The sequence below is a fragment of the Rhizobium sp. BK399 genome (assembly GCF_014194695.1).
GTDB lineage: Bacteria > Pseudomonadota > Alphaproteobacteria > Rhizobiales > Rhizobiaceae > Rhizobium.
Map to the genome: position 1 here is coordinate 431459 of NZ_JACIAH010000002.1, position 25367 is coordinate 456825.

The 25367-nt window shown below is 60.7% G+C and carries 24 protein-coding genes; 9 read left to right on the forward strand and 15 right to left on the reverse strand.

Annotation, left to right across the window (positions count from 1 at the left end):
- Positions 1–49 precede the first annotated feature (49 nt).
- A complete protein-coding gene (locus FHT97_RS08580) occupies positions 50–901 on the reverse strand; it encodes a LysR family transcriptional regulator (protein ID WP_183861315.1) in 852 nt (283 codons plus the stop codon).
- 94 nt (positions 902–995) lie between these two features.
- Between FHT97_RS08580 and FHT97_RS08585 the strand changes: the two genes are divergently transcribed.
- Together FHT97_RS08585 and FHT97_RS08590 are read left to right on the forward strand one after the other, a co-directional pair.
- The gene (locus FHT97_RS08585; RefSeq protein ID WP_183861317.1) at positions 996–1964 is read left to right on the forward strand and encodes a quinone oxidoreductase; all 969 of its coding nucleotides are present in this window, start codon (positions 996–998) and stop codon (positions 1962–1964) included.
- Positions 1965–2040: 76 nt separating this feature from the next.
- Positions 2041–3183 carry an alpha-hydroxy acid oxidase gene (locus FHT97_RS08590; RefSeq protein WP_183861320.1) on the forward strand — a complete coding sequence of 381 codons (1143 nt, stop codon included), beginning with the start codon at positions 2041–2043 and terminating at the stop codon, positions 3181–3183.
- 117 nt (positions 3184–3300) lie between these two features.
- Here FHT97_RS08590 and uraH read toward each other — a convergent pair whose 3' ends face one another.
- The 8 genes from uraH to FHT97_RS08630 form a co-directional block, all read right to left on the reverse strand.
- Entirely contained in the window at positions 3301–3657 is a 357-nt protein-coding gene (uraH, locus tag FHT97_RS08595; RefSeq protein ID WP_183754028.1) for a hydroxyisourate hydrolase, read from the reverse strand.
- Complete coding sequence (locus FHT97_RS08600) at positions 3654–4154, reverse strand: ureidoglycolate lyase (RefSeq protein WP_183861322.1); 501 nt, start codon at positions 4152–4154, stop codon at positions 3654–3656. The genes uraH and FHT97_RS08600 overlap by 4 nt, the downstream gene beginning before the upstream one ends.
- Positions 4155–4158: 4 nt before the next feature.
- Entirely contained in the window at positions 4159–4521 is a 363-nt protein-coding gene (locus FHT97_RS08605) for a HepT-like ribonuclease domain-containing protein (protein WP_183861324.1), read from the reverse strand.
- Positions 4518–4811, reverse strand: a complete 294-nt coding sequence (locus tag FHT97_RS08610) for a nucleotidyltransferase family protein (RefSeq protein WP_183754020.1) — start codon at positions 4809–4811, stop codon at positions 4518–4520. The genes FHT97_RS08605 and FHT97_RS08610 overlap by 4 nt, the downstream gene beginning before the upstream one ends.
- A 52-nt stretch (positions 4812–4863) precedes the next feature.
- Positions 4864–5361, reverse strand: a complete 498-nt coding sequence (gene uraD / locus FHT97_RS08615; RefSeq protein ID WP_183861326.1) for a 2-oxo-4-hydroxy-4-carboxy-5-ureidoimidazoline decarboxylase — start codon at positions 5359–5361, stop codon at positions 4864–4866.
- A complete protein-coding gene (puuE, locus tag FHT97_RS08620; RefSeq protein ID WP_183861328.1) occupies positions 5361–6284 on the reverse strand; it encodes an allantoinase PuuE in 924 nt (307 codons plus the stop codon). Before puuE ends, uraD begins: the two co-directional genes overlap by 1 nt.
- A gap of 99 nt (positions 6285–6383) precedes the next feature.
- Positions 6384–7106 carry a DUF1045 domain-containing protein gene (locus FHT97_RS08625; protein ID WP_183861330.1) on the reverse strand — a complete coding sequence of 241 codons (723 nt, stop codon included), beginning with the start codon at positions 7104–7106 and terminating at the stop codon, positions 6384–6386.
- An 89-nt stretch (positions 7107–7195) separates the two neighbouring features.
- Positions 7196–8374, reverse strand: coding sequence for an FAD-binding oxidoreductase (locus tag FHT97_RS08630; protein WP_183861332.1), 1179 nt, complete (start codon positions 8372–8374; stop codon positions 7196–7198).
- Between FHT97_RS08630 and mnmD the strand changes: the two genes are divergently transcribed.
- Positions 8373–9089: a tRNA (5-methylaminomethyl-2-thiouridine)(34)-methyltransferase MnmD gene (gene mnmD / locus FHT97_RS08635; protein ID WP_183861334.1), complete on the forward strand. Its 717-nt coding sequence runs from the start codon at positions 8373–8375 to the stop codon at positions 9087–9089. The two genes, FHT97_RS08630 and mnmD, sit on opposite strands and share 2 nt — an antisense overlap.
- Here mnmD and FHT97_RS08640 read toward each other — a convergent pair.
- A complete protein-coding gene (locus tag FHT97_RS08640; protein WP_183861336.1) occupies positions 9079–11934 on the reverse strand; it encodes a response regulator in 2856 nt (951 codons plus the stop codon). The genes mnmD and FHT97_RS08640 overlap by 11 nt on opposite strands.
- A 286-nt stretch (positions 11935–12220) precedes the next feature.
- Here FHT97_RS08640 and FHT97_RS08645 point away from each other — a divergent pair, with 286 nt between their 5' ends.
- From FHT97_RS08645 to FHT97_RS08655, 3 genes are all read left to right on the forward strand, one after another.
- Positions 12221–12631 (forward strand): hypothetical protein, encoded by a 411-nt coding sequence (locus tag FHT97_RS08645; protein WP_183861338.1) that lies wholly within the window; start codon positions 12221–12223, stop codon positions 12629–12631.
- A 332-nt stretch (positions 12632–12963) separates the two neighbouring features.
- Positions 12964–14646 carry a DEAD/DEAH box helicase gene (locus tag FHT97_RS08650; protein ID WP_183861340.1) on the forward strand — a complete coding sequence of 561 codons (1683 nt, stop codon included), beginning with the start codon at positions 12964–12966 and terminating at the stop codon, positions 14644–14646.
- Positions 14647–14839: 193 nt separating this feature from the next.
- Positions 14840–15481 carry a VOC family protein gene (locus FHT97_RS08655; RefSeq protein WP_183861342.1) on the forward strand — a complete coding sequence of 214 codons (642 nt, stop codon included), beginning with the start codon at positions 14840–14842 and terminating at the stop codon, positions 15479–15481.
- On the opposite strand, the gene FHT97_RS08660 is transcribed toward FHT97_RS08655, so the two are convergent.
- On the reverse strand, positions 15478–16389 hold the full coding sequence (locus tag FHT97_RS08660; protein WP_183861344.1) for a DMT family transporter: 912 nt from the start codon (positions 16387–16389) through the stop codon (positions 15478–15480). The genes FHT97_RS08655 and FHT97_RS08660 overlap by 4 nt on opposite strands.
- Positions 16390–16744: 355 nt before the next feature.
- On the opposite strand from FHT97_RS08660, the gene FHT97_RS08665 reads away from it, so the two are divergent.
- Genes FHT97_RS08665 through FHT97_RS08675 form a run of 3 tightly spaced genes read left to right on the forward strand, consistent with a single transcriptional unit; the run spans position 16745 to position 19931 of the window.
- The gene (locus tag FHT97_RS08665) at positions 16745–18154 is read left to right on the forward strand and encodes a circularly permuted type 2 ATP-grasp protein (protein WP_183754000.1); all 1410 of its coding nucleotides are present in this window, start codon (positions 16745–16747) and stop codon (positions 18152–18154) included.
- Complete coding sequence (locus FHT97_RS08670) at positions 18154–19095, forward strand: alpha-E domain-containing protein (protein WP_183753997.1); 942 nt, start codon at positions 18154–18156, stop codon at positions 19093–19095. Before FHT97_RS08665 ends, FHT97_RS08670 begins: the two co-directional genes overlap by 1 nt.
- Positions 19096–19106: 11 nt before the next feature.
- Positions 19107–19931 (forward strand): transglutaminase family protein, encoded by an 825-nt coding sequence (locus tag FHT97_RS08675; RefSeq protein WP_183861346.1) that lies wholly within the window; start codon positions 19107–19109, stop codon positions 19929–19931.
- Positions 19932–19997: 66 nt separating this feature from the next.
- Here FHT97_RS08675 and FHT97_RS08680 read toward each other — a convergent pair whose 3' ends face one another.
- The 4 genes from FHT97_RS08680 to mmsA form a co-directional block, all read right to left on the reverse strand.
- Positions 19998–21431: an aldehyde dehydrogenase family protein gene (locus tag FHT97_RS08680; protein WP_183753991.1), complete on the reverse strand. Its 1434-nt coding sequence runs from the start codon at positions 21429–21431 to the stop codon at positions 19998–20000.
- A 74-nt stretch (positions 21432–21505) separates the two neighbouring features.
- Positions 21506–22501, reverse strand: a complete 996-nt coding sequence (gene araD1 / locus FHT97_RS08685) for an AraD1 family protein (protein WP_183861436.1) — start codon at positions 22499–22501, stop codon at positions 21506–21508.
- Positions 22502–22613: 112 nt separating this feature from the next.
- Complete coding sequence (mmsB, locus tag FHT97_RS08690; RefSeq protein ID WP_114713454.1) at positions 22614–23822, reverse strand: multiple monosaccharide ABC transporter permease; 1209 nt, start codon at positions 23820–23822, stop codon at positions 22614–22616.
- Positions 23819–25357 carry a multiple monosaccharide ABC transporter ATP-binding protein gene (gene mmsA, locus FHT97_RS08695; RefSeq protein WP_183753989.1) on the reverse strand — a complete coding sequence of 513 codons (1539 nt, stop codon included), beginning with the start codon at positions 25355–25357 and terminating at the stop codon, positions 23819–23821. The genes mmsB and mmsA overlap by 4 nt, the downstream gene beginning before the upstream one ends.
- Positions 25358–25367 lie beyond the last annotated feature (10 nt).

A 25367-nucleotide genomic window follows, 5' to 3' on the forward strand; every position in this document is an offset into this window, starting at 1 on the left:
GGCCGCCTCTCACCACCGACCACCTTTACCCGCGACATGCGCGCAGCTGCTAACTTGACCACGCGATCGATTTCAAGGCGTCCATCACAACCCGGATGACCGGCACGTTGCGGATATCCGCGTGCACGACCAGCCACAGCTCCCGCGTCAGAGGCTGCGGCTGCGGGATCGCCTCGATGAGACCATCGACACCAGCGAGCATGAAATTCGGCAGCATGGCGATGCCACCGCCGGCGCGCGCCGCCGCCAGCTGAAATTCCAGCGTCGTGGCCCTTAGCGCCACCTTCCTCCCCTCGGTTGCCTCGGCAAGCCGGATCGACTGCGGTGCGCTCGCCATCGTTTCGTCATAGGCAATGAAGGTTCTCTGCGCCTCCGGCGTGGCGGCCAGATAACCGGCGGTGGCATAGAAGCCGAAGCCGATATCTCCGAGCTTGCTGATGACGAAATTGCCTTGCTCCGGCTTCGTCATGCGAACCGCAATATCCGCCTCCCGCCTGTCCAGCGAGGCGTAGCGCGTCTCTCCGACGATGGTGATGCCGATGTCAGGATGCCGGACCCGCAAGGCGACCAGCCCTGCCGGCAGCATCGCAGCCGCAAGTGTCGGCGGCGCGCTGATCCGGACCTCCCCAGCGAGCGTCGCACCCGCGGCAAGCCCCAGCCGTTCGACGGCCTGCGCCTCCAGCCCCATTCGCTCTGCCATCCCGGCGACCCGCTCGCCCTCCGGTGTCAGCACGATGCGGCGACCGCGCCGGTCAACCAGCTTCACGCCCATCTGCTCTTCAAGCCCGGCAACCCGGCGGGCAACGGTGGCATGTTCCACGCCTAGGGCGCGAGCCGCCCCGAGCAGCGTTCCGGCGCGCGCGAGCGCCGCGAAATAACGGAGGCTTTCCCAATCGATCATTGTTAATTTTTTCCTATTTAATGAGAGGTAATAGGGAATTTTCGATCAGAATGCCATGCGCGATGATGCTTGCAACAGCAATCGGAGAGTACTCATGGACAAGGTCATTACGCTTCTCGCCCCAGGCGGCATCGAACAATTACAGGTTTCGGAACAGGCGTTGCAGTCGCCCGGTGCAGACGAGATCCGCATCCGCCACGACGCGATCGGCATGAACTTCCTCGACATCTATCACCGGCGCGGGCTCTACGCCTTGCCGGCCTATCCCGCCATACTCGGCGTCGAAGGCGCCGGCACTGTCGAAACCGTGGGGAGCGCGGTCACCGACCTGAAGCCCGGCGACCGCGTCGCCTATGCCGGCGCCCCCGTTGGCGCCTATGCCGCAACACGCCTTCTGCCGGCAGTCCGCGCCATTCGCCTGCCCGATAACCTGCCTTCAAAGGTCGCGGCCGCGTCCATGCTGAAGGGGTTGACGGCCTACATGCTGCTGACGAAGACCTATCGCGTCGGGCCGGGAACCACCATCCTCATCCACGCCGCCGCCGGCGGGCTTGGAAGTCTTCTCGTGCGATGGGCAAAGCATCTCGGCGCCACCGTCATCGGAACCGTAAGCTCGGAGGAGAAGGCCGATCTCGCCCGCGACTACGGCACGGACCATCTGATCGTCGGTCGCGATGCCGATCTCGTCGCCGCGGTCGAGGCGCTCACCGACAATGGCGGCGTCGATGTCGCCTATGACGGCATCGGCGCCGGCACGCTTGCAAAATCCATAGCATCCGTCCGTCCGTTCGGCGTCGTGGCGACGATCGGACAGGCGGGCGGGCCGATCCCGCCTGTCGCCGTCGACGCACTTCGCCCCGGAAAATCGCTGACGCATCCAAGTATCATGGCTTACATCACGGACACTTCGGCTTACCTGACGGCGGCCGAGACCGTGGTCAAAATGCTGGCAGCTGGCATCACCGCAACGATCGCCCGCGAATACGCGCTGGAGGAAGCTGCAGAAGCTCAGCAATTCCTCGAAGCGGGACGTGCCGCAGGAAGCCTGATTCTTGTTCCATAGGCGAGGAAAGAGATACACAAAGCCTCGGAAATCATGTTAAGGGCCATGGCGTTATTCAGATGTGAAAGTCTTATCCATGGCCACGCCTCTCACGATCGCCGACCTGAAAACCCTCGCCCAGCGCCGTGTCCCGAAAATGTTTTTCGACTACGCGGATTCCGGCGCCTGGACGGAGTCGACCTACCAGGCGAATGAGAGCGATTTTGCCAAGATCAAGCTGCGCCAGCGCGTGCTCGTCGACATGACGAACCGCACGCTGGAGACGACGATGATCGGCCAGAAGGTGTCGATGCCCGTCGCCCTTGCGCCCACAGGTTTGACGGGCATGCAACATGCTGACGGCGAGATGTTGGCCGCTCGTGCAGCGGAAGACGCGGGCGTTCCGTTCACCCTGTCGACGATGAGCATTTGCTCGATCGAGGATGTCGCGTCTGTCACGACCAGACCCTTCTGGTTCCAGCTCTACGTGATGCGCGACAAGGATTTCGTGCTCAACCTGATCAACCGCGCCAAGGCGGCGAAGTGTTCGGCCCTCGTGCTGACCGCCGACCTGCAGATCCTCGGCCAGCGCCACAAGGACCTGCGAAACGGCCTCTCCGCGCCGCCGAAGTTTACGCCAAAGCATATCTGGCAGATGGCAACACGCCCCTTCTGGTGCCTGGACATGCTGCAGACGAAGCGCCGCACCTTCGGCAACATCGTCGGCCACGCGAAGAACGTCTCCGATCTTTCCTCGCTCGCCTCCTGGACCGCCGAGCAGTTCGATCCGCAGCTCTCCTGGGCCGATGTCGCTTGGATCAAGGAACAATGGGGCGGCCCGCTGATCATCAAAGGGATCTGCGACGTCGAGGACGCCAGGGCGGCAGCCGAGACCGGTGCCGACGCCATCATCGTCTCCAACCATGGTGGTCGCCAGCTCGACGGCGCCCCCTCGTCGATCAGCATGCTGGAACCGATCGTCGATGCCGTCGGCCACAAGATCGAGGTGCATCTGGACGGCGGCATCCGCTCCGGCCAGGACGTGCTGAAGGCAATCGCCCTCGGCGCCAAGGGTACCTATATAGGCCGCCCCTTCCTCTACGGCCTCGGCGCCATGGGCAAGGAAGGCGTGACCCTGGCGCTTGGCATCCTCCGCAAGGAAATGGACATCACCATGGCGCTTTGCGGCAAGCGCGACATCAACGAGGTCAACTCGTCGATCCTGCTCGGTCGCCAGTAAGAACGAGCTACTACGGCAACCAGCCCGTCGCGAGCGCGCCTGCCCAATCCGGGCGGGCGTCCGCCTCCAGAGTGAGGTGGTTGCCGTCCGCGGCCGCGATCGCCGCAAACCGCATGGTCAGCTGCCGCGATAGGTGGAATAGCCGTAGGGCGAGATTAGCAGTGGCACGTGATAATGCGCGCTGAGGTCGGCGATACCGAAGCGGATGGGCACGAGATCCAGAAACGCCGGGTGCGGCAACGCGACGCCCATCCCGCGCAAATAGTCGCCGGCGTGGAAGTGCAATTCGTAGGTTCCGACCTTGAAGCCATCGCCAACTAGGATCGGGCCGCCGTCGACGCGGCCGTCGGAATTGGTCCGCACGGTCTTGATGTGGTGGCGAAAATCGCCATCCATCTGGAAGAGATCGATCCGCAATCCCTCTGCTGGCTTGCCGGACGCAGTATCGAGAACATGGGTCGTCAGTCCGGTCATAGGCTCGGCTCGCTGATGATGTAAGGGGCTTCGAAAGCGTACTCTTCCAGATTATTGCCGGGGCCGTCGCGGTCGACAACGAGGAAATCGCTGGCAGCACCAAGCGACATCAACGGATGGTGCCAGACGTTGCGGCGATAGTTCACGCCCTGATCGCCACGCGCGAGGAATACGCGGGGACGACCGGGCCTTCCGCCCTCGTCCTCAGAGGCGACGACGAGATAGGGCCGACCCGAGATCGGCGAAAAGCTCTGACTGCCGAACGGATGCCGCTCCATCATGCCGATTTCATACGGAAACGCCCGCGGCTGACCACGAAAGAGATTGATGATGACGTGCGCGCCCTCGCCGACTGCTTCGGCGGCCGCGAGCGCATGGAAACGTTCCGTCGTGCCGTTGTTGATATAACGCATCGTCGCCGGATCGGCTTCGATCACATCACCGAACGGCGCAAAGGCGGATTTGGTCAGGGGAAGGATGTCGAGGAATTGAGGCATGTCGTTATTCGCCTTCGGCGCGCCAATTGCGCACGAGGTCAAGCCTATTGAGGAGATCTGGGACGTCGTCTTTCGCCGTAGCCCAAACCTTGTCGAGGTCGATGTCGAAATAGCCGTGTGCAATACGACTGCGCATCCCGCGCATCGCACCCCAAGGAAACTCCGGGTGTTCCAGCGTAAACTCGGGATGGATCTTTATCAGTTGCGAAGCGATCTCCGAAGCCATCAGGAGGCTCATTCCAACTGCCCGCTGAAGGATAACATTCGCTAGGAACTCTTCCTTGTTGACACCATCGATCATGAACTGGGCATCGGTCGCGGCTTGCCGCATGCGCTCCAGCAGATAGGGAATTCGCTCCACGCTCATATCGGCTTCGCTTCAGAAAGGACACGCATCCGCACGGCTTCGGGAAAGTCGCCGGGCGTCAACAGATGGATGGATTTGCCGAGCATCATCTGTTCCAAGGCATCCTGTAAGCCGCCTAACGTTAACAATGTACTGCCGGGTAGCGCGTCCACCAGAATATCCAGATCGCTATCAGCCCGATCTTCGCCGCGCGCAACCGAACCGAAAACACGCGGGTTCGCCGCGTTGAAGCGCTTCGTGGCTTCGCGGATTGCCTGCCTGTTCTTCTCCAGCACTTCCGAAGGTTTCATGACGCGACTATAAGTCACGGATGCAAAAGAGAAAAGCACCAGGAATCGTGCGTCAGCGTCCCGCTAGCATAGTTTCCAGCCGCAGGAACGCGATACGCTCGACTTGAGCGGTGGCCGTTTCAAACTCCTCGTCGCTCGTATTGCCGATGCGCCTTTCGAACGCCGCCAGAATATCGTCCTTGCTCAAGCCCTTCACCGCAATGATAAACGGAAAGCCGAACTTCTCGACATACGCCGTATTGAGCTCGGTGAAACGGTCGTGCTCCTGCGCATTAAGTCGGTCGAGCCCGGCGCCCGCCTGCTCCTTCTTGCTGTCCTCGGTCAATTCACCTGCGATTGCGAGGCGTCCTGCAAGATCGGGATGGGCACGCAGCACTCCCAGCCGCTCCTCTGGGTTGGCCGCCCGGAAGATGGCAACGAGCGCCGTGTGGACACGATCAACCGTCAATTCGTCACCGACGAAGCCATCATCATAGGCACGCTCGGCAATGAATGGCGAATGTTCAAAAACACCGCCGTAACGCGATACGAACTCGTCACGCGAAAGCATCAGATCGTCTCCGGCTTGTGGTGCGTATGCCAATGTTGCGCGATCTCGAGACGCCGGGGGATCCACACCTTATCGTGCTTCAGCACATACTCCATGAAGCGCTTCAGCGCCGCAGCCCGGCCAGGACGACCAACGAGGCGGCAATGCAGGCCGACGGACATCATCTTCGGGCTGCCGGCCTTGCCTTCTTCATAGAGCGTATCGAAGGCATCCTTGAGGTAGGTGAAGAACTGATCGCCCGAGTTGAAGCCCTGGGGCGTGGCGAAACGCATGTCATTGGTCTCGAGCGTATAGGGGATGATCAGGAACGGCTTGTCATCGACACCCTTCACCCAGAACGGCAGGTCGTCGGCATAAGAGTCCGAGGAATAAAGGAAACCACCCTCCTCCATGACGAGGCGCAGCGTGTTGTCGGAGGGCTTGCCTTGATACATGCCGTAGGGCCGCTCGCCGGTCAGCTCGGTGTGCAGGCGCACGGCTTCCTGGATATGCTTGCGCTCGACGTCCTCCTGGAAATCCTTGTATTCCAGCCAGCGGTACCCGTGGCTGGCGATCTCCCAGCCAGCCTCCTTCATGGCCGCGACCGCCTCCGGGTTGCGGGCCATGGCAAGTGTTACGCCATAGACGGTTGCCTGAATCTTGAGTTCCGTGAACGTCCGCCACAGGCGCCAAAAACCGGCGCGCGAGCCATACTCATAGATCGATTCCATGTTCAAGTTGCGCTGGCTCGGCCAAGCGGCGGCGCCGACGATTTCCGACAACAAATTTTCAGAGGCCGGATCGCCATCGAGAATGCAGCTTTCGCCGCCCTCCTCGTAGTTGATGACAAACTGGACTGCCACACGCGCATCGCCCGGCCACTTCGGATCGGGCGTATTGCGTCCATAGCCGACGAGATTGCGCGGATAAGTCTCGGATACCATGAAATCACCTTCCTGAACGTCGGCGAAACGGTAGCATCCGGAGACGGAATGTCGAGACGGAAAGTACGCAACAGAGTTTTGCCTTTGCGGCACAAAGCCTTAGGCAAGCGCCAGAACACGATCCCTCCGGGCGCTGACTTTGCCCATCGGGTGCAACGAATGCACCCGAAACGGTCCGCCATTCCCCTCTTCGATCATCAAGGCAACGTTGGCGACCTTGACGGGATCGACAAGCACTGGCTCGAAAACGTTGCGAAGCGCGTGCTCGACCCGTGGGATATCGCAATGACTGACAGGGCCGGTCAGCGGCATGTGAAACCGAAATTCGTCCATCACATAGGGGCTTCCCCAGCGGTGCAGATTGGTGAACTGCGCCGCCGACAGACCGCCTGGATCCGTCCGCTCGATCTCGGCTTCACTCAGCGGCGCGCGGAAGCGGTCAAACTGCTGAACGACCGAAGAGGCAAGGTAGTGGACGTGCTCGCAGGGCAGCGAGGGAGCGAGACTGTAGAATGAACCGAGCCGCGCCACCTCCAGCCGATTGATCTGAAATGGTGTCAACGTGCCGCAGAAGCGCATAAGATCACGCAGAAGTTGCGCCTCCGTCAAATCGGCGGCCAGGCGGAAGGGGGCCTTCAGGACGCCCTGAAAGCCGTAGCGGCGAGGCATCGCCGTGTGGAAGGCGATTTCGTGAATACTCAGGCCGCGAATCGCGGTTGGCTCAACCATCTCGCCGGAAAACACGTTCCGACCCAACCAATTTGCGGCCACATGTGAGAGCGGATCGCTCGCAGCGGGCGTAAAGCAAATGGCGTAGCGCATAAAATCTCCTCCGTCGGCGCCGCGATTGCGCTAGCTGATAGGTGATTTGCGTGACAGATTAACGAAAGGCAGGAAATGCTAATTCACGTCTAGCGTGAAGCCACATGAATGTGATGGGCAAGCAGGAAGCTTTCAGGCAGCGCAAAGGGCGGCTGCATGCCGGCCGCGAAATGGACGGCAGCCGCCGCAAGACGGTGCGCCAGGCCGAAGCTGACCTTGAAGCCGCCAGTCAGTGCGATCAGACTACCGTGGTCGGGGTGTACGCCGATCATCGGATCGCGATCGATCGCCTTCGGCCGCAAGCCGGCCCACCGTTCAAGCACAGGCGCTCCTTGCAATGCCGGCACCAGTTGTCCAGCTGCTTCAAGCAACCCATCAAGCTGTCCATCGGTCGAGAACGGCTCGTCGAAGCGATTCTCACTCGTGCTGCCGACCGCGACGCGACCGCCCTCGTGCGCAACGACATACAATCCATCGCGAAAAATCGTCGGCTTGGACGGATCAACATCGACTTTGAGCAACGCCGCCTGCCCTTTGACTGGCTGGCCAAGTGGCTTCGTAAGACCGTGGGAATGGCGCTCCAGCACCGGAAAGGAGTGATGGCCGGCTGCGACAATGCAATGGCCGAAAGCAATCTCACCTCTGGTAGTCATCGCAACGTTGCGGTCAAGATCGAGATCATCAAGCGCAAGCTGTTCGACGATCCGCACATGCCGTGCGTCGCGTAGCGCGGCGGTGAGTACCGCGATGAATGAGCGCGGCGCAACTCTGGCGGCCAGCGTGTCATAGACAAAGCCGCTTTCCCCAGCCGCTGCATCGACCCAAGACTCCTGGGGAGGCCTGTCGAGCACATGCCAGTGGAAATGCCGCTCCCCCGCTATCCAGCGCGCTTCCGCGTCCCGGGAATGGCCAAGCGCGATTTCGCGCAGATGCGGCTTCGGCAGCGGAATGAGGCGCCCCGAGCGCCTGTAGCCGGCGGAAAGGCCGGTCTGCAGCTCCAGCGCCGCGATCTCTGCTTCCAATGAAACCAGGGAATCGAACTGAAACTGCTTCTTGGCATTCCATTTGTCCGGCATATGCGGCATCAGCGCCCCGAGCAGGCCGCCACTGGCGCCTTGGCCAAGCCGACCAGCTTCGACGAGCATGGCATCAATGCCCAAGCGTTCCGCATGAATCGCAGCCCATAGCCCCATAATCCCGCCGCCGACGATCAGCAGCGCAGTCGATGATTGACCGGAAGACGACGCCGGACTATCGGCTTGTGGCATGACAGATACGGATCCCGAACTAAGTGCTGGCGCCCATCAACCGCTTGAGTGGCGCGACGGCGATATGCCCTATTCACCGGCCTTTGGCGACCACTTTTATTGCCAGACAGACGGCCGGCTGGAGTGTGGACACGTCTTCCTCGCCGGGAACGGCCTGCCGCAACGTTGGCAGGACCAAAGCCATTTCCTGATCGGCGAACTCGGTTTTGGCACGGGTCTGAACTTTGCCGAGACATGGCGGCAATGGAAACTCCACCGGCTCGCTGGGCAGCAGCTCCACTTCATGTCGTTCGAGCTCTATCCCATGCAGCGAGCAGAAATCGACCGAGCGCTTTCGCATTGGGCCGAAATCGATGCCGAACGGCTGGCCTTGGCCGCGGCTTGGCCGGAAACACCAAAGGCAACGGTCTCCTTGCGGCTGGATGACCAGACATCACTCAGCGTCGTCTGCGGCAACGCCCTCGAAGGAGTCGGAGCTGCCCAGGCAGGCTTCGATGCCTGGTATCTTGACGGCTTCGCCCCGTCGCGCAATGCCGACATGTGGTCTGCGGAATTGATGCGCCTCGTCTGTGAAAAGACAAAGACCAACGGAACCTTTGCGACCTATGCCGCCGCCGGCTTTGTCCGGCGCAACCTGATCGCGGCGGGCTTCACGGTGGAACGCCGCAGCGGCTTCGCCGGAAAGCGCGAGATGCTCTGCGGCGTCAAATCCTAGAGTAGCCCGCCGAGCCTACCTCTTGCTCGTTCCTGCCCAGCCACATTTCCAACTTCTCCTGGAGCAACTCAGGGCTGATCGGCTTCGACATGTAGTCATCCATGCCTGCCTCGATACAACGCTCGCGGTCGGCGTCCAGCGCATGCGCCGTGACCCCGATAATCGGCACGCGATGGCCATTTCCGCGCTCTCTTTCGCGTATCGCGCGCGTCGCATCATGGCCGTTCATCACGGGCATCGAAACGTCCATCATGATGATTCGCGGCGAAAGGCGGCCCCAGACCTCCACGGCCTCCTGGCCGTTATTGACGACGAGAAAGCTGAGGCCGGTTTCCTGCAATATCTGCGTGAAGACAATCTGGTTCACTTCATTGTCTTCCGCGACCAGCACGTCGATAAACTCCGCCGGCGTTCTCTCTTCCGCCACAGGGCGCATCGTCGTAGCGATCTCCTGACCGTCAGCCAAAATAGCCGCCGCCGGGATCTTCTTCGTCCGGCTCGCACGCACGACGTCGACGAGCGTGTTCCGCATCACATTGGCCCGCGCTGGCTTCATCAGATAAGCTTGGCCGTTAAGGGCCGCGAACTCTTTCTCGGTACCGGAAATGTCCATCGAGGTCAGAAAGATGATCGGCAGACGTTCGAAGCGGCTGTCGGCACGTAGCTTTCGTGCGATCTCAGCGCCGTTCATACCGGGGATCTGGTAATCGAGCACGACCGCATCGATCTCGATGCCAAGCTCATCCGCCATATCGAGAACGGCAAATGCTCCTGGACCATCTTCGGCAGCGGCGCCATCGAAACCCCAGAGAGCCAATTGCTCGGTCAATATCTGGCGATTGACAGTGTTGTCGTCGACGAGGAGGACTCGCGCGCCCCTGACATTCACAGGCAGGGGTTTGGGAGCCAGTTGCGCCGCAGCCACGACGAAAGGCAGGTTCACGGTAAAGACAGACCCCTCCCCTGGCTGACTGTCCACCTCGAGATAGCCGCCGAACAGGTCCACCAGCCCCGCGGTGATCGCAAGTCCGAGTCCGGTTCCTTCGTGGCGTCGTGTCGAGGATGAATCGATCTGCGAGAACTTGTCGAAAATGGACTCCAGCTTATCGCGCGGAATACCGATGCCGGTATCCTCGATCCGAACACACGCCATGATTTCGTCTTCAGCGCCCGGTGTGAAGCCTACGTCCACCAGAACGTGGCCGCGCTCGGTGAATTTCACTGCGTTGCCGACGAGATTGGTGATGATCTGGCGGAACCGGCCCGCATCGCCAATCACTGCGGAAGGCAAGTCGGGGGCCGCGCGAACCAACAGCTCGATGCTTTTTTCCGCGGCCGGCGACGACAGGAGGGTCGCGACGTCCTCGATCGCCTCGACCAAATCGAACGTCGTGCGCCGGAGGGTCATCTGCCCCGCATCGATCTTCGAGAAGTCGAGAATATCATTGATGATCGTCACCAGCGCATTGCCCGATTTGACGATGATGTCGACAAAGGTTTTCTGACGGGTATCGAGATCGGTCTTCGCCAGCAATTCAGCCATGCCGAGAACGCCGTTCATCGGCGTGCGGATTTCATGGCTCATGTTGGCGAGGAACTCCGACTTGACGCGATCGGCGGCTTCAGCACGCGACAGCAGACGCTCGAGTTCGGCCTCGCGCTGCTTCGCTTCGGTGACGTCGGTGAACAGTGCGATCCAATGCTGCCGCTCGCTGATGGTAGCGTCCAGGTTGACCCACCGCTCTCCGGCGATATGGAACGGTGTTGAGATCGGCTTCTTGGCGGCGATGTTGTCGCGCCAACCGGTCAGGATCTCGTCCTCCTGACCGTGGAAATCTCCTCGTTTGGCGCAGAACTGGAAGAGATCGATCCATCCCCGGCCAACGGCAAGGTATTCCGACGGAATGGCAAGGATGTCGCTGAGCGGGTTGCTGGCAAGCAGGATATTGCCGTCCTGAACAATCAACAACCCCTGCGACATCGCCCTCGTCGCATCATCCATCAAGTCCCCGAGACGCGCGAGAGCCGCCCGCGTCTCATGGATTTCCTTCTCGTGCTGACGGACAGCAGTGACATCGGCATAGGACAGCAGCACGCGGCCGTTGGAAAGTCGGCGCCCCTCGAAGAGAACCCGCTTGCCATTGACCCAGCCGAGCTCCACCGGCTGCTCTTGTTCCGCAGCGACAAAATGTGCCTCGCGTCGGGCAAAAATCTGCTCCGGCGTCAGCCTGTCACCGTACCGTCCGAGCTGGTGGTTGCGACGGATGACGTCGATGAAGGCCCAGCCGTCGAATCGGTCGTCGCGCGGCAGATCCCAGACCTCGTAGAACTCGTCGTTGGCGTAGAGAACGTCGCGCGAGTCGTCGAGGATCATGACGCCGACAGGAAGAGCGCGGAGAATGCTTTGCAGGTCCTCGGTCAGAGCCTGGCTGCGTGCTACCTCGGATGCCAATGGTGTCGGAATGGCGATCGACGGGTCGCCATTGTTGCGTGGAACCTTCCTTTCGAAGATGCCTAGGACATAAACGCGGCCTTCAGACGGCGAGAAGCTCTCGATCCGCGCACGCCGGTGCTCGACGCCGCCAGCGTCGAAACAAACAGCGCTTTCCTCGCTTGCGAAGACGAGAGCTCGCCTCTCCTTGTCCTCGCGAGCCTCCTCTTCCGGTATATCGATAAGTTCGCGGCTGCGGCGACCGATGAAATCGGAGATCGCCTTTCCGAAGAAGGACGCATAAGCCTCGTTGACTGCCACATAGCGCAGCTCGCTGTTCTTGACGTAGGCCGGGCAATCCAGATCCGCGATTCGGCGGCAGGCCAGTTCGAGAAGGTCCCCGTCCGCCGTCAACACTGTTCCCCGGTCAAGAGTGGCTTGTTCATCGAACGACAATAGACGCACCCTCTTTAACAACGCATTAACCATGATTCCCCGGCGGCGGAGAATAGGTCGCAAGTTTTCCAAACCCGGTCATCGATCGCCATCGTCCGCCGATGCGGACGGGGCAAGCAAACATCTCGGAACTGTGGTATAGTTTCACTCGTTTCTACGAGGAACTCGTTCAGTTGGCCCGTATACCCGAACGGTTTCGCCTGACGGCTTCGAGAATAGGCTTCGTCTACGAAAGGAGACGATCATGTCCGTACTTCATAAAAGCATGGCGGCGGGCTTCATGGCATTGACCCTGGCGAGTGCGCCCGTCATCCCGGCAGCGCCTGCAAACGCCAACAGCGACTTCTGGGGCGGCGTCGCCGCTGGAGCCGTCGGCGGCATCCTGTTGTCGCAGGTCGCCAGGCCCTATCCGTATTACGGCTACGGCCACCCCGGCCCCTACTATGGCGGCGGCTACTACAGACCCTACTATCGGCCTAACTACGCGTACGGGGCATACTATGGATACAGGCCTTACTATCGCCCGTACTATAGGCCTTACTACAGAAGCTATTACCGGCCCTACTACTCGAACTCCTACTACGCGCCGCGCTGCCATATAGAATGGCGTCGCAGCGGCTGGGGCGAAGCCTACAGGACAAGGGTCTGCTACTGACATCCGCACTGGGCTGGGGGCGTCACCGCCCCCTTTTGCCGATGATCCATCAGTAGGTCCCCTTGACTTTTCCCCTGAACTAGACCAAATGCAGGCCAGCTTTCACCTTCCGGCCGCCGCGTGAGCGTGCCCCTGCCAGTAAATAGGATGCAGGAAGAAGGGCAAAAGCGCATTTCGAATAGACCGCACCCCAAGACGCGGCAGAAGCGCTGGAAAGCTTTTTCCAACAAGACAAGTTCCCACTTCACGCGGGGTTCTTGACGCCAGAATGACACCGGGCCGCATTTTGCGACCCGGCCGATTTTTTTGGCGCGCCCTAAAAAGGTTATGACTTGACCAATTTTGAATCGCTTGGCATCTCCAAGCCGATCGTCGCCACACTTTTCCAGCTCGGCATCGAAACGCCGACCCCCATTCAGGAAAAGGCGATCCCGCTTCTACTCGAAGGCCGCGACCTTATCGGCCTTGCCCAGACCGGCACCGGCAAGACGGCCGCCTTCGGTCTGCCGATTATCGAAAAGATCATCCCTGAAGAGCGGCGTCCGGACAACCGGACAACCCGTACGCTGATCCTCGCCCCGACCCGCGAACTGGTGAACCAGATCGCCCAGAACCTGAAGAACTTCCTGCGCAAATCGCACCTGCGCATCAACGTCGTTGTCGGCGGCGTATCGATCAACAAGCAGCAGCTGCAGCTTGAAAAGGGCACCGACATCCTCGTTGCCACGCCCGGCCGCCTGCTTGACCTCGTCGCCCGCCGCGCCATCGGCCTCACCGCCGTACGCTACCTCGTTCTCGACGAGGCCGACCAGATGCTCGACCTCGGCTTCGTGCACGACCTGCGCAAGATCGCCAAGATGGTGCCGAAGAAGCGCCAGACGATGCTGTTTTCGGCAACCATGCCGAAGTCGATCGCCGACCTCGCCGGCGAATACCTGACGGACCCGGTCACCGTCGAAGTGACGCCTCCGGGCAAGGCGGCCGACAAGGTCGAGCAGTATGTTCACTTCGTCAACGGCAAGAACGACAAGACGGACCTCCTGAAGAAGTCGCTCACCGAGAACCCTGACGGACGCGCCATCGTCTTCCTGCGCACCAAGCATGGCGCCGAGAAGCTGATGAAGCATCTCGACCACGTCGGCTATTCCGTGACGTCTATCCATGGCAACAAGAGCCAGGGCCAGCGCGAGCGCGCCCTCAAGGCCTTCCGCGACGGCGACGTCAAGACGCTGATCGCGACCGACGTCGCGGCCCGCGGCATCGACATCCCGGCCGTCAGCCACGTCTACAACTACGACCTGCCTGAGGTTCCGGACGCCTATGTCCACCGCATCGGCCGTACCGCCCGCGCCGGCCGCGACGGTATCGCGATCGCCTTCTGCGCACCGGATGAAACCCGCCTCCTGCGGGATATCGAACGCCTGATGAACATCAACATCGCGGTCGCAAGCGGTGACGCGCCTGCCAACATGAACGCGGCTCCCCGCCGCGGCAACGGCAACGGTGGCAACCGCGGCCAGGGTCGTGGTGGTGAAAACCGTGGCGGTGAGCGTCGTGGCGGCGAAGGCCGTGGCGAAGGCCATCGTGCAGGTGGCCGCCCGGAGCGTCGTCCGCGCCCTGAAGCTGGCGACGAAGTCCGCGCCAACAATGAGGAGCGCCGCGAGCGTCGTCCCCGTCCCGAGCGCCAGACCCAGCGCAACGAAGACTTCCGCGGCCAGCGCCGTGGCGAGGCTACGCCGATGACGTCCGGCCCCGACAACGATCTGGCGGCAACGTCGGACTTCCGTCCGGCCCGCAAGCCGCAGCGCCCGCAGCATGGCAACCATGCCAACGGCGAGAACCGTCATCACCCCGGCGGTGGCGCCCGCAATGCGCACGGTCGCCCGGCCCGCAAGCACGGCGAAGATCGTGGTGCGCAGGCTCACGGTGGCGGCGAGCGTCGCGAAGGCAATGGCGGCAACCGTCGCGGCGGTCCGTCGCGCGGTGGCAACGGCCAGCGTCGCGAACGCGCCTAATTCTAAAGAAAGGGCGGGAGAAATCCCGCCCTTTGCAATACGCGTCTCACGGCGCCAAAGCGATCTCACAATCCTGCCTTGTGGCAATCGGCCCGCTGCATTAGCATGTTGGTGCTGCTGTAGGGCGCGTCGGCTTCGGGCCGGAGGGGCATTGCCCGCCTACGTACGACAAAGTCAAACGTAGGCCGCGCCCATGCCAAATATCGAAAACCTCAGAAAACAAGCCAAGTCGTACCTGCGATGGCATCGCGAACGCTACTATCCCGTTGCGGCCCAGATCAGGTGGATCCTGCCGAGATATCGGGATCAAAGCGATCGAGAGATATTGGACGCCGACTTCAAGCTCAGCGACGCACAGGAGCTTGTTGCCCGAAAGCATGGCTTTGCGGATTGGCCCGCACTGATCAAAGGGATCGAAACCGTGACGAAATCGACAGCATCGGACAACAGACGTCCGTTCGTCCTCTCCGCGGAGCCGCAACTCTTCGTCTCTGATATCAACGTTTCATGCCAGTTCTATGTTCGGAAACTGGGTTTTGAAGTGGCGTTCCAATACGGAGAGCCGCCATTTTATGCCCAGGTGTTTCGCGACGGCGCACGCCTGAACCTGCGAAAGGTCGGCGCGCCTGTCTTCGACACCGGCTTCAGAGCGCGAGAAGTCGACGCCCTCTCTGCAACGTTGACCGTCGATGATCCGAAGCAGTTGTTCTTGGAATATCAGGCTGCCGGCGCCCCATTCCATCAGCCTCTGCGGGCCGAGCCATGGGGCGCCCGCACCTTCATCGTGCAGGACCCCGATGGAAACCTTATCGCCTTTTCAGGCGAGGCTACCTAGGCCCGCTGCAGCTCGGTCGTATCTTGTGGAGCGACCTTCGCTGGTCGGTTAGTCAAATAGACGCCCGTCACGACGACGATGGTGCCGAGGATCAGCGGAAGCGTCAGCGGCTCACCGAAGGCAATGAAGGCCTCGAGCGCCACCGTCGGCGGCATCAGATAGATGAGCGATGCCGCCCGCGACACCTGACCGCGGCGGATGAGATAGAGTAGCAGCCCAACGCCGCCCATCGACAGCCCGAAGACCGACCAGGTGAGCGCCGCGATGGCCTGTGCCGATCCGTCGAAATGCATGCGCTCGAATGTAAGCATCAGCGGCAACGTGACGATCAGCGCACCGACATATTGCAGCGTGGCGATCGGCAGGAGGTTGCCGGTCTGCAAATGCTTCTTCTGATAAAGCGTCCCGTAGGTGACGGAGCCCATGGCCATAAGGTTGATTGCCAACGGCACGGCGGCATGCGCCAGATCGGCCGTCGCCGGATCGAGGAGCTTCGGCGATATCGCAATCGCGATGCCGAGGAAACCAAGCACTAGCCCTGCCTTCTGGATTCCCTGCAACCGCTCGCCGACGAGCAGCGGTGCAGCCATCGCCGTCAACAGCGGCTGCAGCGCCGCGATAATGCCCGATATGCCGGCCGGCACGCCGTTGGCAATCGCCCACCAGAGGCCAGCCAGATAGAAGCCGTGCAGGAAAAGGCCCGAGTAGACCGCCCTAAAGGCGACCGCCCTGCCCGGCCATGCAGCACGCATGACAAGGCAAAGCCCCAGGAATGCCAGCCCCGACAGCGCATAGCGTACGGCAAGAAAGGTGAAGGGCTCCGAATGGATAGCAGCATATTTCGCCACGACCCAGCCGGTCGACCAGAGCAGGACAAAGATGGCGGGAGCGAAGCGATCGAGCGACATGACGTGACCCTGGGGCAATGGATTGCGACGCTGATAGCCGGCCGATGGCCCTTCGTCAAAAGCGAAGCGTTGATGCTTACCTGAAGTTTCGTTGATCGTCGGGCAGTCAGCCGCTGAGCGGGCGCGGGCCGAAAATGAATCGAACGCCGATCTGAAAATAGCCAGATGCTTACATTTTGAGCGACTGCCGGGCACCAATGGCGGCGGGACCTAGGTGCGACTTCCGTAAATGCCCAGTTTTTCGACTCTTTTTATCGCTTCCGAGGATTTTACGAATCTCACCTTCAAACTGTGCATGGTTCTTGCATTGCCATTTGCGTTGTATTCAAATGAAGAAAAAAGGGGAGCCACACCTTTGGCATTTGATGAAATGATCACCGGGGGCGAAAGTCCGCGAGAGCCATATGAAAAATACTTTGAGTGGTACAGTAACCAAGATCGGGCGCATCTGATCGCCAAGAGCCGGGACGCGGAGAACATCTTCCGAAAGACCGGCATTACCTTCGCTGTCTACGGACACGCAGACTCCTCCGAAAAGCTCATTCCGTTCGACATCATCCCCCGTATCATTTCCGGTCGCGAATGGCGCAAACTCGCCCAGGGCATCGAGCAGCGCGTGATCGCCCTCAACGCCTTCCTCGATGACATCTACCACAAGCAGGAAATCATCCGCGCCGGCCGTATTCCGCGCGGACTGATCGAGAGGAACGATGCCTTCCTGCCCGAGATGATCGGCTTCCGGCCGCCGGGCGGCGTTTACACCCACATCGTCGGCACCGATATCGTGCGCACCGGCGAGGATGAATTCTATGTGCTGGAAGACAATGCCCGCACCCCGTCCGGCGTCAGCTACATGCTGGAAAACCGGGAAACGATGATGCAGATGTTTCCGGACCTGTTTCATGCCAACAAGGTCCGGCCGGTCGAGGACTATCCCTATCTGCTGCGCCAGAGCCTGGCATCGCTTGCGCCTCCTGGCTGCAAGGGCAAGCCGCGCGTCGCTGTCCTGACGCCCGGCATCTACAACTCCGCCTATTACGAGCACTCGTTCCTGGCTGACACAATGGGAGTCGAGCTTGTCGAAGGCTCGGATCTGCGTGTCATCGACGGGAAGGTCAAGATGCGCACGACGCGCGGCTACGAGGCGATCGACGTGCTCTACCGCCGGGTCGACGACGACTTCCTCGACCCCCTCACCTTCCGGCCGGATTCAGCGCTCGGCATTCCCGGCATCATGGACGTCTATCGTTCCGGCAACATCACCATCGCCAATGCGCCGGGCACCGGCATATCGGACGACAAGGCGATCTACTCCTATATGCCGGAGATCGTTGAGTTCTATACCGGACGCAAGCCGATCCTCGAAAACGTCCCGACCTGGCGCTGCTCCGAACCGCAAAGCCTTAAGTACGTGCTCGAGCACCTCGAGGAACTGGTGGTCAAGGAAGTCCATGGTTCCGGCGGCTACGGCATGCTGGTCGGCCCAACGGCGACCAAAAAGGAACGCGCCGATTTTGCCGAGAAGCTGAAGGCCAAGCCCGCCAACTATATCGCGCAGCCGACGCTTTCGCTCTCGACCGTGCCCATTCTCGTCAACAAGGGAATTGCGCCGCGCCACGTGGACCTGCGCCCCTATGTTCTCGTCTCCGACAAAGTGCAGATCATCCCCGGCGGATTGACACGCGTGGCCCTGAAAGAGGGTTCGCTGGTTGTCAATTCCAGCCAGGGCGGCGGCACGAAAGATACCTGGGTATTGGAGGACTGATGCTCGGAAGAACTGCAAACGGACTCTACTGGATGTTCCGTTACATCGAGCGCGCCGAAAACATCGCGCGCCTTATCGATGCCGGCCTGCGCATGTCGCTGACCAGAAGCGGAACCGGTGACGACGACTGGGACGGCGTCCTGCAAAGTGCTGGCGTCCGGGAAACCTTTGACGAGGGCCACAGCAAGCTGACGAGCGCCGATGCCATCGACTACTTGCTGCGCGACCGCACCAATCCGTCGAGCGTCATGTCCTGCGTCGACTACGGGCGAAACAACGCCCGCATGGTGCGCACGGCACTGACCAGGGAAACCTGGGAAGCGACGAACGAGTTCTGGATCGAACTCAAGTCCCTCCTTTCGAAGCGGCTGAAGCCGGCGGAGCTGCCGGAAGCGATCGATGCCATCAAGCATCGCGCCGGGTTAATCCGCGGCGCCTTCCATGGCTCCATGCTCAGAAACGAGCTTTACAATTTCGCCCGTATCGGCACCTTCATCGAGCGCGCCGACAATACCAGCCGCATTCTCGACGTGAAGTACTACGTACTCCTGCCGTCAGTCTCCGCTGTCGGCACGTCGATCGACAACATCCAGTGGGAGTCCATCCTGCGCTCGGTCTCCGCCCACCGCTCCTACAGCTGGGCTTATGACGGCGAATATCGCGCGATGAACATTGCCGACTTCCTGATCCTCAACGGCCAGATGCCCCGCTCACTCGCCTATTGCTACGAAAAGATCGTCAGCGAGCTCGGCTATCTCGCCAAGGACTACGGCGAACGGCTGCCGGCGCACGACACGGCCGATTCCATCCGCACGACGCTGCAGACGCGTGCCATCAAGGAGATCATGGATCAGGGCTTGCATGAGTTTCTGGAAGATTTCGTCACACGCAACAACCAGCTCGGCATGGAAATTTCCGACGGTTACCGGTTCTATGCATAGGCGGGCACGACATGAAGCTTAAGATCAGCCACGTCACGGAATACCATTATGAGGAACCGTCGGTCTTCTCGCTGCAGCGGCTGCGGCTAACACCGCCGACGGTGACAGGACAAACGATCCTCAACTGGTCGCTGCATGTCGAGGGTGCCAAGCCGGAGGTCGAGTATGACGATCAGTTCGGCAACCACATCAACCTTGTCTCGCTCGAAGGCGAGCAGCAGGCGACACGGATCGTCGCCGAGGGCGAGGTCGAAACGGAAGATCGAAACGGTGTCCTTGGCCCTCACAGCGGCTTCTGCCCGCTGTGGCTTTTCCTGCGCGAGACGCCAAGGACGAAGCCCGGGAAACTCATCAAGGATCTGACCAAGAGCGTGAGCGGCGACAACGAGCTGGCACGCATGCACGCGCTGATGTCCGGCATCCACGAAATGGTGGCATACCGACCCGGCACCAGCGATACCGAAACGACAGCGGAGCAAGCGCTGGAGAAAAAGAGTGGTGTCTGCCAGGATCACGCCCATATCTTCGTCGCAGCCGCGCGGAGCCTTGGGGTGCCGGCTCGCTACGTCTCCGGCTATCTGATGATGGAAGAGAAGGTGGAGCAGGCTGCAACCCACGCATGGGGCGAGGCGCATGTGGCCGGCCTCGGCTGGGTAGGCTTCGATCCCGCCAACAACATCTGCCCCGATGCACGCTATGTGCGCGTCGCCTCCGGTCTCTGCTACCGCGATGCCGCCCCCGTTTCGGGCATGCGCATCGGCACGCCGGGGGAGAAACTCTCGGTCGTCGTCAAGGTAGAGGATCGGGGACAGATGCAGAGCCAGAGCCAGAGCTGATCGGCTCACATCGGCAGGGTAAAGAATGCGAGCCGCCGATGGCGGCTCGCATCGTCCTTGCAATCACTAGGCCAGCGTATAAGCGGTCTTGACCGACGTATAGAATTCGGCCGCGTACTTGCCCTGCTCGCGCGGGCCATAGGACGATCCCTTGCGGCCGCCGAACGGGACGTGGAAATCCACACCCGCCGTCGGCAGGTTGACCATAACCATGCCGGCTTCGGAATTGCGCTTGAAATGCGTTGCATGCTTCAGGCTTGTCGTGGCGATACCGGCTGACAGGCCAAACGGCGTGTCGTTCGCCGTTGCCAGTGCCTCTTCGTAGTCCTTGACGCGGATCAACGAGACGACGGGTCCGAAGATCTCCTCACGGCTGATGCGCATCTGGTTGGTCGCTTCCGTAAATAGCGTCGGCTGCAGGTAGAAGCCAGGCGTCTCGCGGGTGATGAGCTCGCCGCCGAAGGCAAGCTTGGCGCCTTCCTTCCTGCCGATCTCGATATAATCGGTATCGGTCTTCAGCTGCTTTTCATCGACGACAGGGCCGATATGCGTGCCCGTCTTCATTGCGTTGTCGACGACCAGCGTCTTCAGCTTTTCCGTCAGCGCCGCGACGAACTTGTCGTGGATGCCTTCGGTGACGATCAGGCGCGAGGACGCCGTGCAGCGCTGGCCGGTGGAGAAGAAGCCCGAGTTGGCGGCAGCTTCGACGGCGACGGTGAGGTCCGCGTCATCGAGAACCACCATCGGGTTCTTGCCGCCCATTTCCAGCTGGAACTTGCGATTATGCTCGATCGAGGCGCTCGCGACGCGTCGGCCGGTGCCGGTGGAACCTGTAAAGGTAATGCCGGTGACGTCGGGGCTGTCGAGCATCGCCTGGCCGACCACCGAGCCCTTGCCCATGACGAGGTTCAAGACGCCCTTCGGCAGGCCGGCGCGATGCAGGATGTCGACGATCGCCCAGGAGCAGCCCGGAACAAGTTCGGCCGGCTTGAAGACGATGGTGTTGCCGTAGCACAGCGCCGGTGCGATCTTCCAGGCTGGGATCGCGATCGGGAAATTCCAGGGCGTGATGATACCGATGACGCCGAGCGGATCACGGGTGATCTCGACGCCGATGTTTGGCCGAACCGACGGGATAACCTCGCCTGCAAGCCGCAGCGCCTCGCCTGCAAAGAATTCAAAGATCTGTGAGGCGCGGATGGTCTCGCCGATCGCTTCCGGAAGCGTCTTGCCCTCTTCGCGCGCAAGCAACGCCCCAAGCTCGTCCTTGCGAGCCATGATCTCGTCGCCAGCCTTCTTCAGGATGACGTGGCGTTCCCAGATGCCGGAACGCGACCAGGCAGGAAAGGCTGCCTTGGCGGCCGCGATGGCATTTCTGGTGTCTTCAGCCGTGCCGTCGGCATAGAGGCCAACAACCTCGTTGGTGTCAGACGGATTGATGTTCTTGGTCGCGTCCGAGCCGACCCATTCGCCGGCGATGAGATTTTGATAGATGGTCATGGCCCGATGAGGCCTCCTTTACCGTTTTTTGAAAAACGGTCCGGCCGCCGAAGCGGCGGCCGGGCCTTGCGAAATCAGAGCTGCTTGACAGCAATCTCTTCTTCGGCAGCAATCTTCAGAGGGTTGCGCAGCGGCAGGCCGAACTCGGCGACTTCGATTTCGAAGACATCGCCCTCTTCCGCCTTGATGCCTTCAGCGAAGGACAGCGTCGCGGTGCCGAACATGTGGACGTGAACGTCGCCGGGCACACGGAACAGGCCGTACTTGAAGTGGTGGTATTCGAGGTTCGCGAAGGTGTGCGACATGTTCGCCTCGCCCGACAGGAAGGGCTTCTCGAAGATCACCTTGTCACCGCGCTTGATGCGCGAGGTGCCGCGGATGTCGTCCGGCGCGGCGCCGATGCGGATTTCCGGGCCGAAGCTTGCCGGGCGCAGTTTGGAGTGCGCGAGGTAGAGATAGTTGATCCGCTCGGTGACGTGGTCGGAGAACTCGTTCGACAGCGCAAAACCGATCCGGAAAGGCGTGCCGTCTTCAGCGATGACATAAATGCCGGCCATCTCAGGTTCTTCGCCACCGTCGAGCGCGAAGGACGGGGAAACGAGCGGAGTGCCAGGAGCAGCCGAACCGTAGCCGTTGCCCTTGTAGAACCACTCAGGCTGCACGCCCTTCTCGCCGGCTTTCGGCTTGCCGTTCTCAAGACCCATCTTGAACATCTTCATCGAGTCGGTGAGCGTTTCCTCAGCCGCCTCGGAGGTCTTCTTGTGCATGGAGTCGCGCGTTGCGGCCGAGCCCAGATGCGTCAGACCGGTGCCCGTCAGATGCAGATGCGCAGCGTCAGGATGCGTCATCGGCGGCAGGAACTTGCCTTCGGCATAAGCCTTTTCGAGATCGACGGCATCACCGAGACCATGCGCCTCGATCACCGCTGCGAGCGACTTGCCGCCGTTTGCGGCTTCCATGGCCAGCGCATAGACGCTGCCGGCGTTCTTGACGGCTTTCGCGGTACCGCCCGGCTCGCGCACGGCGACGATGATCTCTCCGTTCGAACCCTTGATCTGCGAAATGAGCACGGTCTTCATCCTTTTTTCGATTGCGCGGAAAATGCTCCGCCAATCCGGCTCCCTGAAGGCGCCGGATTGGTAAGTTCACATGACTGCGAATGCCTGGGCAGCGCCGAAGCGCTTAGCCCTTGTTCTTGTTGTAAACGTCGAAGAAGACGGCAGCGAGAAGCACCAATCCCTTGACCATCTGCTGGAAGTCGATGCCGAGGCCGACGATCGACATGCCGTTGTTCATGACGCCCATGATGAACGCGCCGATGACGGCACCGGTGATCTTGCCAACGCCGCCGGATGCCGAAGCACCGCCGATGAAGCAGGCTGCGATAACATCCAGCTCGAAGCCGACGCCCGCCTTCGGCGTTGCCGAGTTCAGGCGGGCCGCGATGATCATGCCGGCGAGACCGGCCAGAACGCCCATGTTGACGAAGGTGAAGAAGCTCAGGCGCTCGGTGTTGATACCCGAAAGCTTGGTGGCCTTTTCATTGCCGCCCATGGCGTAGATGCGGCGACCGATCGTGGTGCGGCGCGTCACGAAGGCGTAGGCCGCGATCAGCACGAGCATGACGACGAGAACGTTCGGCAGGCCCTTGTAGCTGGACAACTGATAGCCGAGGAACAGGATCGCCAGCGAAAGAATGAGGTTCTGACCGATGAAGAAGCTCATCGGCTCCACATCGATGCCATGGCTCTCGTTGACCTTGCGGCGACGCCAGGCGAGATAAAAGAGGACGACAGTTCCGAGAACGGTCAGGACTAGCGACGTCGAATGGAGCGGAATTCCGCCGATATCGATCATGTCGCCCGGCAGGAAGCCCGTCGAGATGACCTGGAAATCCTTCGGGAACGGGCCGATGTTCTTGCCGCCGAGAACGAACAGCGTGAGGCCGCGGAAGACGAGCATGCCGGCGAGCGTTACGATGAAGGCCGGAATCCGGTGATACGCAATCCAGTAGCCCTGCGCGGCGCCGATGGCGCCACCGATGATCAGGCAGAGAATGCCCGCAAGCACGAAGTTCATCTGCCAGTTGACGGTCATGATAGCCGCCACCGCGCCGACGAAGGCGACGATGGAGCCGACCGACAAATCGATATGCCCCGCCACGATGACAAGCAGCATGCCGAGCGCCATGATGACGATAAACGAGTTCTGCAGAACAAGGTTCGTCAGGTTGACCGGCTTGAACAGGATGCCGCCCGTATAGAACTGGAAGAACACCATGATCGCGACAAGCGCGATGAGCATGCCGTACTCACGGATGTTACCGCGGATGTAGTCCGCAACGGAAACGACGTTGCTCTCTTCGGTGGCGGAAGGGTTGACCGGGGTCATTGTTTCTTCTCCCCTGAGCGCATGATAGCGCGCATGATGGTTTCTTGGCTCGCCTCTCCCTTTGGCAGTTCCGCAACGATACGCCCTTCATTCATGACGTAGATGCGGTCGCACGTGCCAAGGAGCTCCGGCATTTCCGATGAGATCATCAGAACGCCTTTGCCATCGGCGGCGAGCTGGTTGATGATAGTATAGATTTCGTATTTTGCACCGACATCGATACCGCGAGTGGGCTCGTCGAGGATCAAAACGTCGGGATCGGAAAACAGCCACTTCGACAGCACGACCTTTTGCTGGTTGCCACCCGAAAGATTGACCGCCTCCTGGAAGATGCTGGAGCTGCGGATGCGAAGCTTCGAGCGATAATCCGACGCGATCTTGGATTCCTTGATGGTGTCGATGACCGTGCCGCTCGACACGCCAGCCAGATTGGCAAGCGTCGTGTTGTGCACGATGTTTTCGCCGAGCACGAGACCGAGATGCTTGCGATCCTCGGTTACGTAGGCGAGACCGGCATCGATCGCCCTGCGAACGGTGCTGACATCGACGGACTTGCCGTGCATGAAGACGTCGCCGTGGATCTTGTGACCGTAGGACTTGCCGAACAGGCTCATGGCGAATTCAGTGCGTCCGGCGCCCATCAATCCCGCGATGCCGACCACCTCGCCCTTGCGGACGGTGACGTTGATGTTGTGAAGGACCTGGCGGTCACGGTGGTGCTGGTGGTAAGCGTTCCAGTTCTTCACCTCGAGGATCGTCTCGCCGATCGGCACGGAGCGCGGCGGATAACGATCGGCGAGCTCGCGGCCCACCATGTTCTTGATGATGATGTCTTCGCTGATCTCTTCGGTCTGACAGTCGAGTGTCTTGACCGTCATGCCGTCGCGCAGAACCGTGATCTGGTCGGCGACCTTGCGCACTTCGTTGAGCTTGTGCGTGATGATGATCGACGTCAGGCCCTGGTTGCGGAATTCGATGAGGAGCTCGAGCAGCGCATCGGAATCCTTTTCGTTGAGCGACGCTGTCGGCTCATCAAGGATGAGCAGCTTCACGCTCTTCGAAAGCGCCTTGGCGATTTCGACAAGCTGCTGCTTGCCGACGCCGATGTCGGTAACAAGCGTTTCCGGCGACTCCTTGAGGCCGACCTTGCTCAGCAGCTCTTTCGTGCGCTTGAAGGCTTCCTGCCACTTGATGATGCCGTTCTGGGCGACTTCGTTGCCGAGGAAGATGTTTTCGGCGATCGACAGGAGCGGCACGAGCGCCAGCTCCTGGTGAATGATGACGATGCCGATTTCCTCGGAGTCCTTGAGCGCCTTGAAATGACGGACGTCGCCTTCATAAACGATGTCACCGTCGTAGGTTCCGGCCGGGTACACGCCGGAGAGAACTTTCATCAGGGTCGACTTTCCGGCCCCGTTTTCACCCACCAATGCGTGGATTTCACCTTGCCGAACCTTGAGGTTCACATTCTCAAGCGCCTTCACGCCCGGGAACGTCTTGGTGATGTTCCGCATTTCGAGGATTGTATTGTCCATGGTCAAAATC

Excerpts from the sequence above, each read along its gene's own strand:
- FHT97_RS08580 (WP_183861315.1), bottom strand. The coding sequence starts at position 901 with ATGATCGATTGGGAAAGCCTCCGTTATTTCGCGGCGCTCGCGCGCGCC.
- FHT97_RS08585 (WP_183861317.1), top strand. The coding sequence starts at position 996 with ATGGACAAGGTCATTACGCTTCTCGCCCCAGGCGGCATCGAACAATTA.
- FHT97_RS08590 (WP_183861320.1), top strand. The coding sequence starts at position 2,041 with ATGGCCACGCCTCTCACGATCGCCGACCTGAAAACCCTCGCCCAGCGC.
- uraH (WP_183754028.1), bottom strand. The coding sequence starts at position 3,657 with ATGACCGGACTGACGACCCATGTTCTCGATACTGCGTCCGGCAAGCCA.
- FHT97_RS08600 (WP_183861322.1), bottom strand. The coding sequence starts at position 4,154 with ATGCCTCAATTCCTCGACATCCTTCCCCTGACCAAATCCGCCTTTGCG.
- FHT97_RS08605 (WP_183861324.1), bottom strand. The coding sequence starts at position 4,521 with ATGAGCGTGGAGCGAATTCCCTATCTGCTGGAGCGCATGCGGCAAGCC.
- FHT97_RS08610 (WP_183754020.1), bottom strand. The coding sequence starts at position 4,811 with ATGAAACCTTCGGAAGTGCTGGAGAAGAACAGGCAGGCAATCCGCGAA.
- uraD (WP_183861326.1), bottom strand. The coding sequence starts at position 5,361 with ATGCTTTCGCGTGACGAGTTCGTATCGCGTTACGGCGGTGTTTTTGAA.
- puuE (WP_183861328.1), bottom strand. The coding sequence starts at position 6,284 with ATGGTATCCGAGACTTATCCGCGCAATCTCGTCGGCTATGGACGCAAT.
- FHT97_RS08625 (WP_183861330.1), bottom strand. The coding sequence starts at position 7,106 with ATGCGCTACGCCATTTGCTTTACGCCCGCTGCGAGCGATCCGCTCTCA.
- mnmD (WP_183861334.1), top strand. The coding sequence starts at position 8,373 with ATGACAGATACGGATCCCGAACTAAGTGCTGGCGCCCATCAACCGCTT.
- FHT97_RS08630 (WP_183861332.1), bottom strand. The coding sequence starts at position 8,374 with ATGCCACAAGCCGATAGTCCGGCGTCGTCTTCCGGTCAATCATCGACT.
- FHT97_RS08645 (WP_183861338.1), top strand. The coding sequence starts at position 12,221 with ATGTCCGTACTTCATAAAAGCATGGCGGCGGGCTTCATGGCATTGACC.
- FHT97_RS08655 (WP_183861342.1), top strand. The coding sequence starts at position 14,840 with ATGCCAAATATCGAAAACCTCAGAAAACAAGCCAAGTCGTACCTGCGA.
- FHT97_RS08660 (WP_183861344.1), bottom strand. The coding sequence starts at position 16,389 with ATGTCGCTCGATCGCTTCGCTCCCGCCATCTTTGTCCTGCTCTGGTCG.
- FHT97_RS08670 (WP_183753997.1), top strand. The coding sequence starts at position 18,154 with ATGCTCGGAAGAACTGCAAACGGACTCTACTGGATGTTCCGTTACATC.
- FHT97_RS08675 (WP_183861346.1), top strand. The coding sequence starts at position 19,107 with ATGAAGCTTAAGATCAGCCACGTCACGGAATACCATTATGAGGAACCG.
- FHT97_RS08680 (WP_183753991.1), bottom strand. The coding sequence starts at position 21,431 with ATGACCATCTATCAAAATCTCATCGCCGGCGAATGGGTCGGCTCGGAC.
- mmsB (WP_114713454.1), bottom strand. The coding sequence starts at position 23,822 with ATGACCCCGGTCAACCCTTCCGCCACCGAAGAGAGCAACGTCGTTTCC.
- mmsA (WP_183753989.1), bottom strand. The coding sequence starts at position 25,357 with ATGGACAATACAATCCTCGAAATGCGGAACATCACCAAGACGTTCCCG.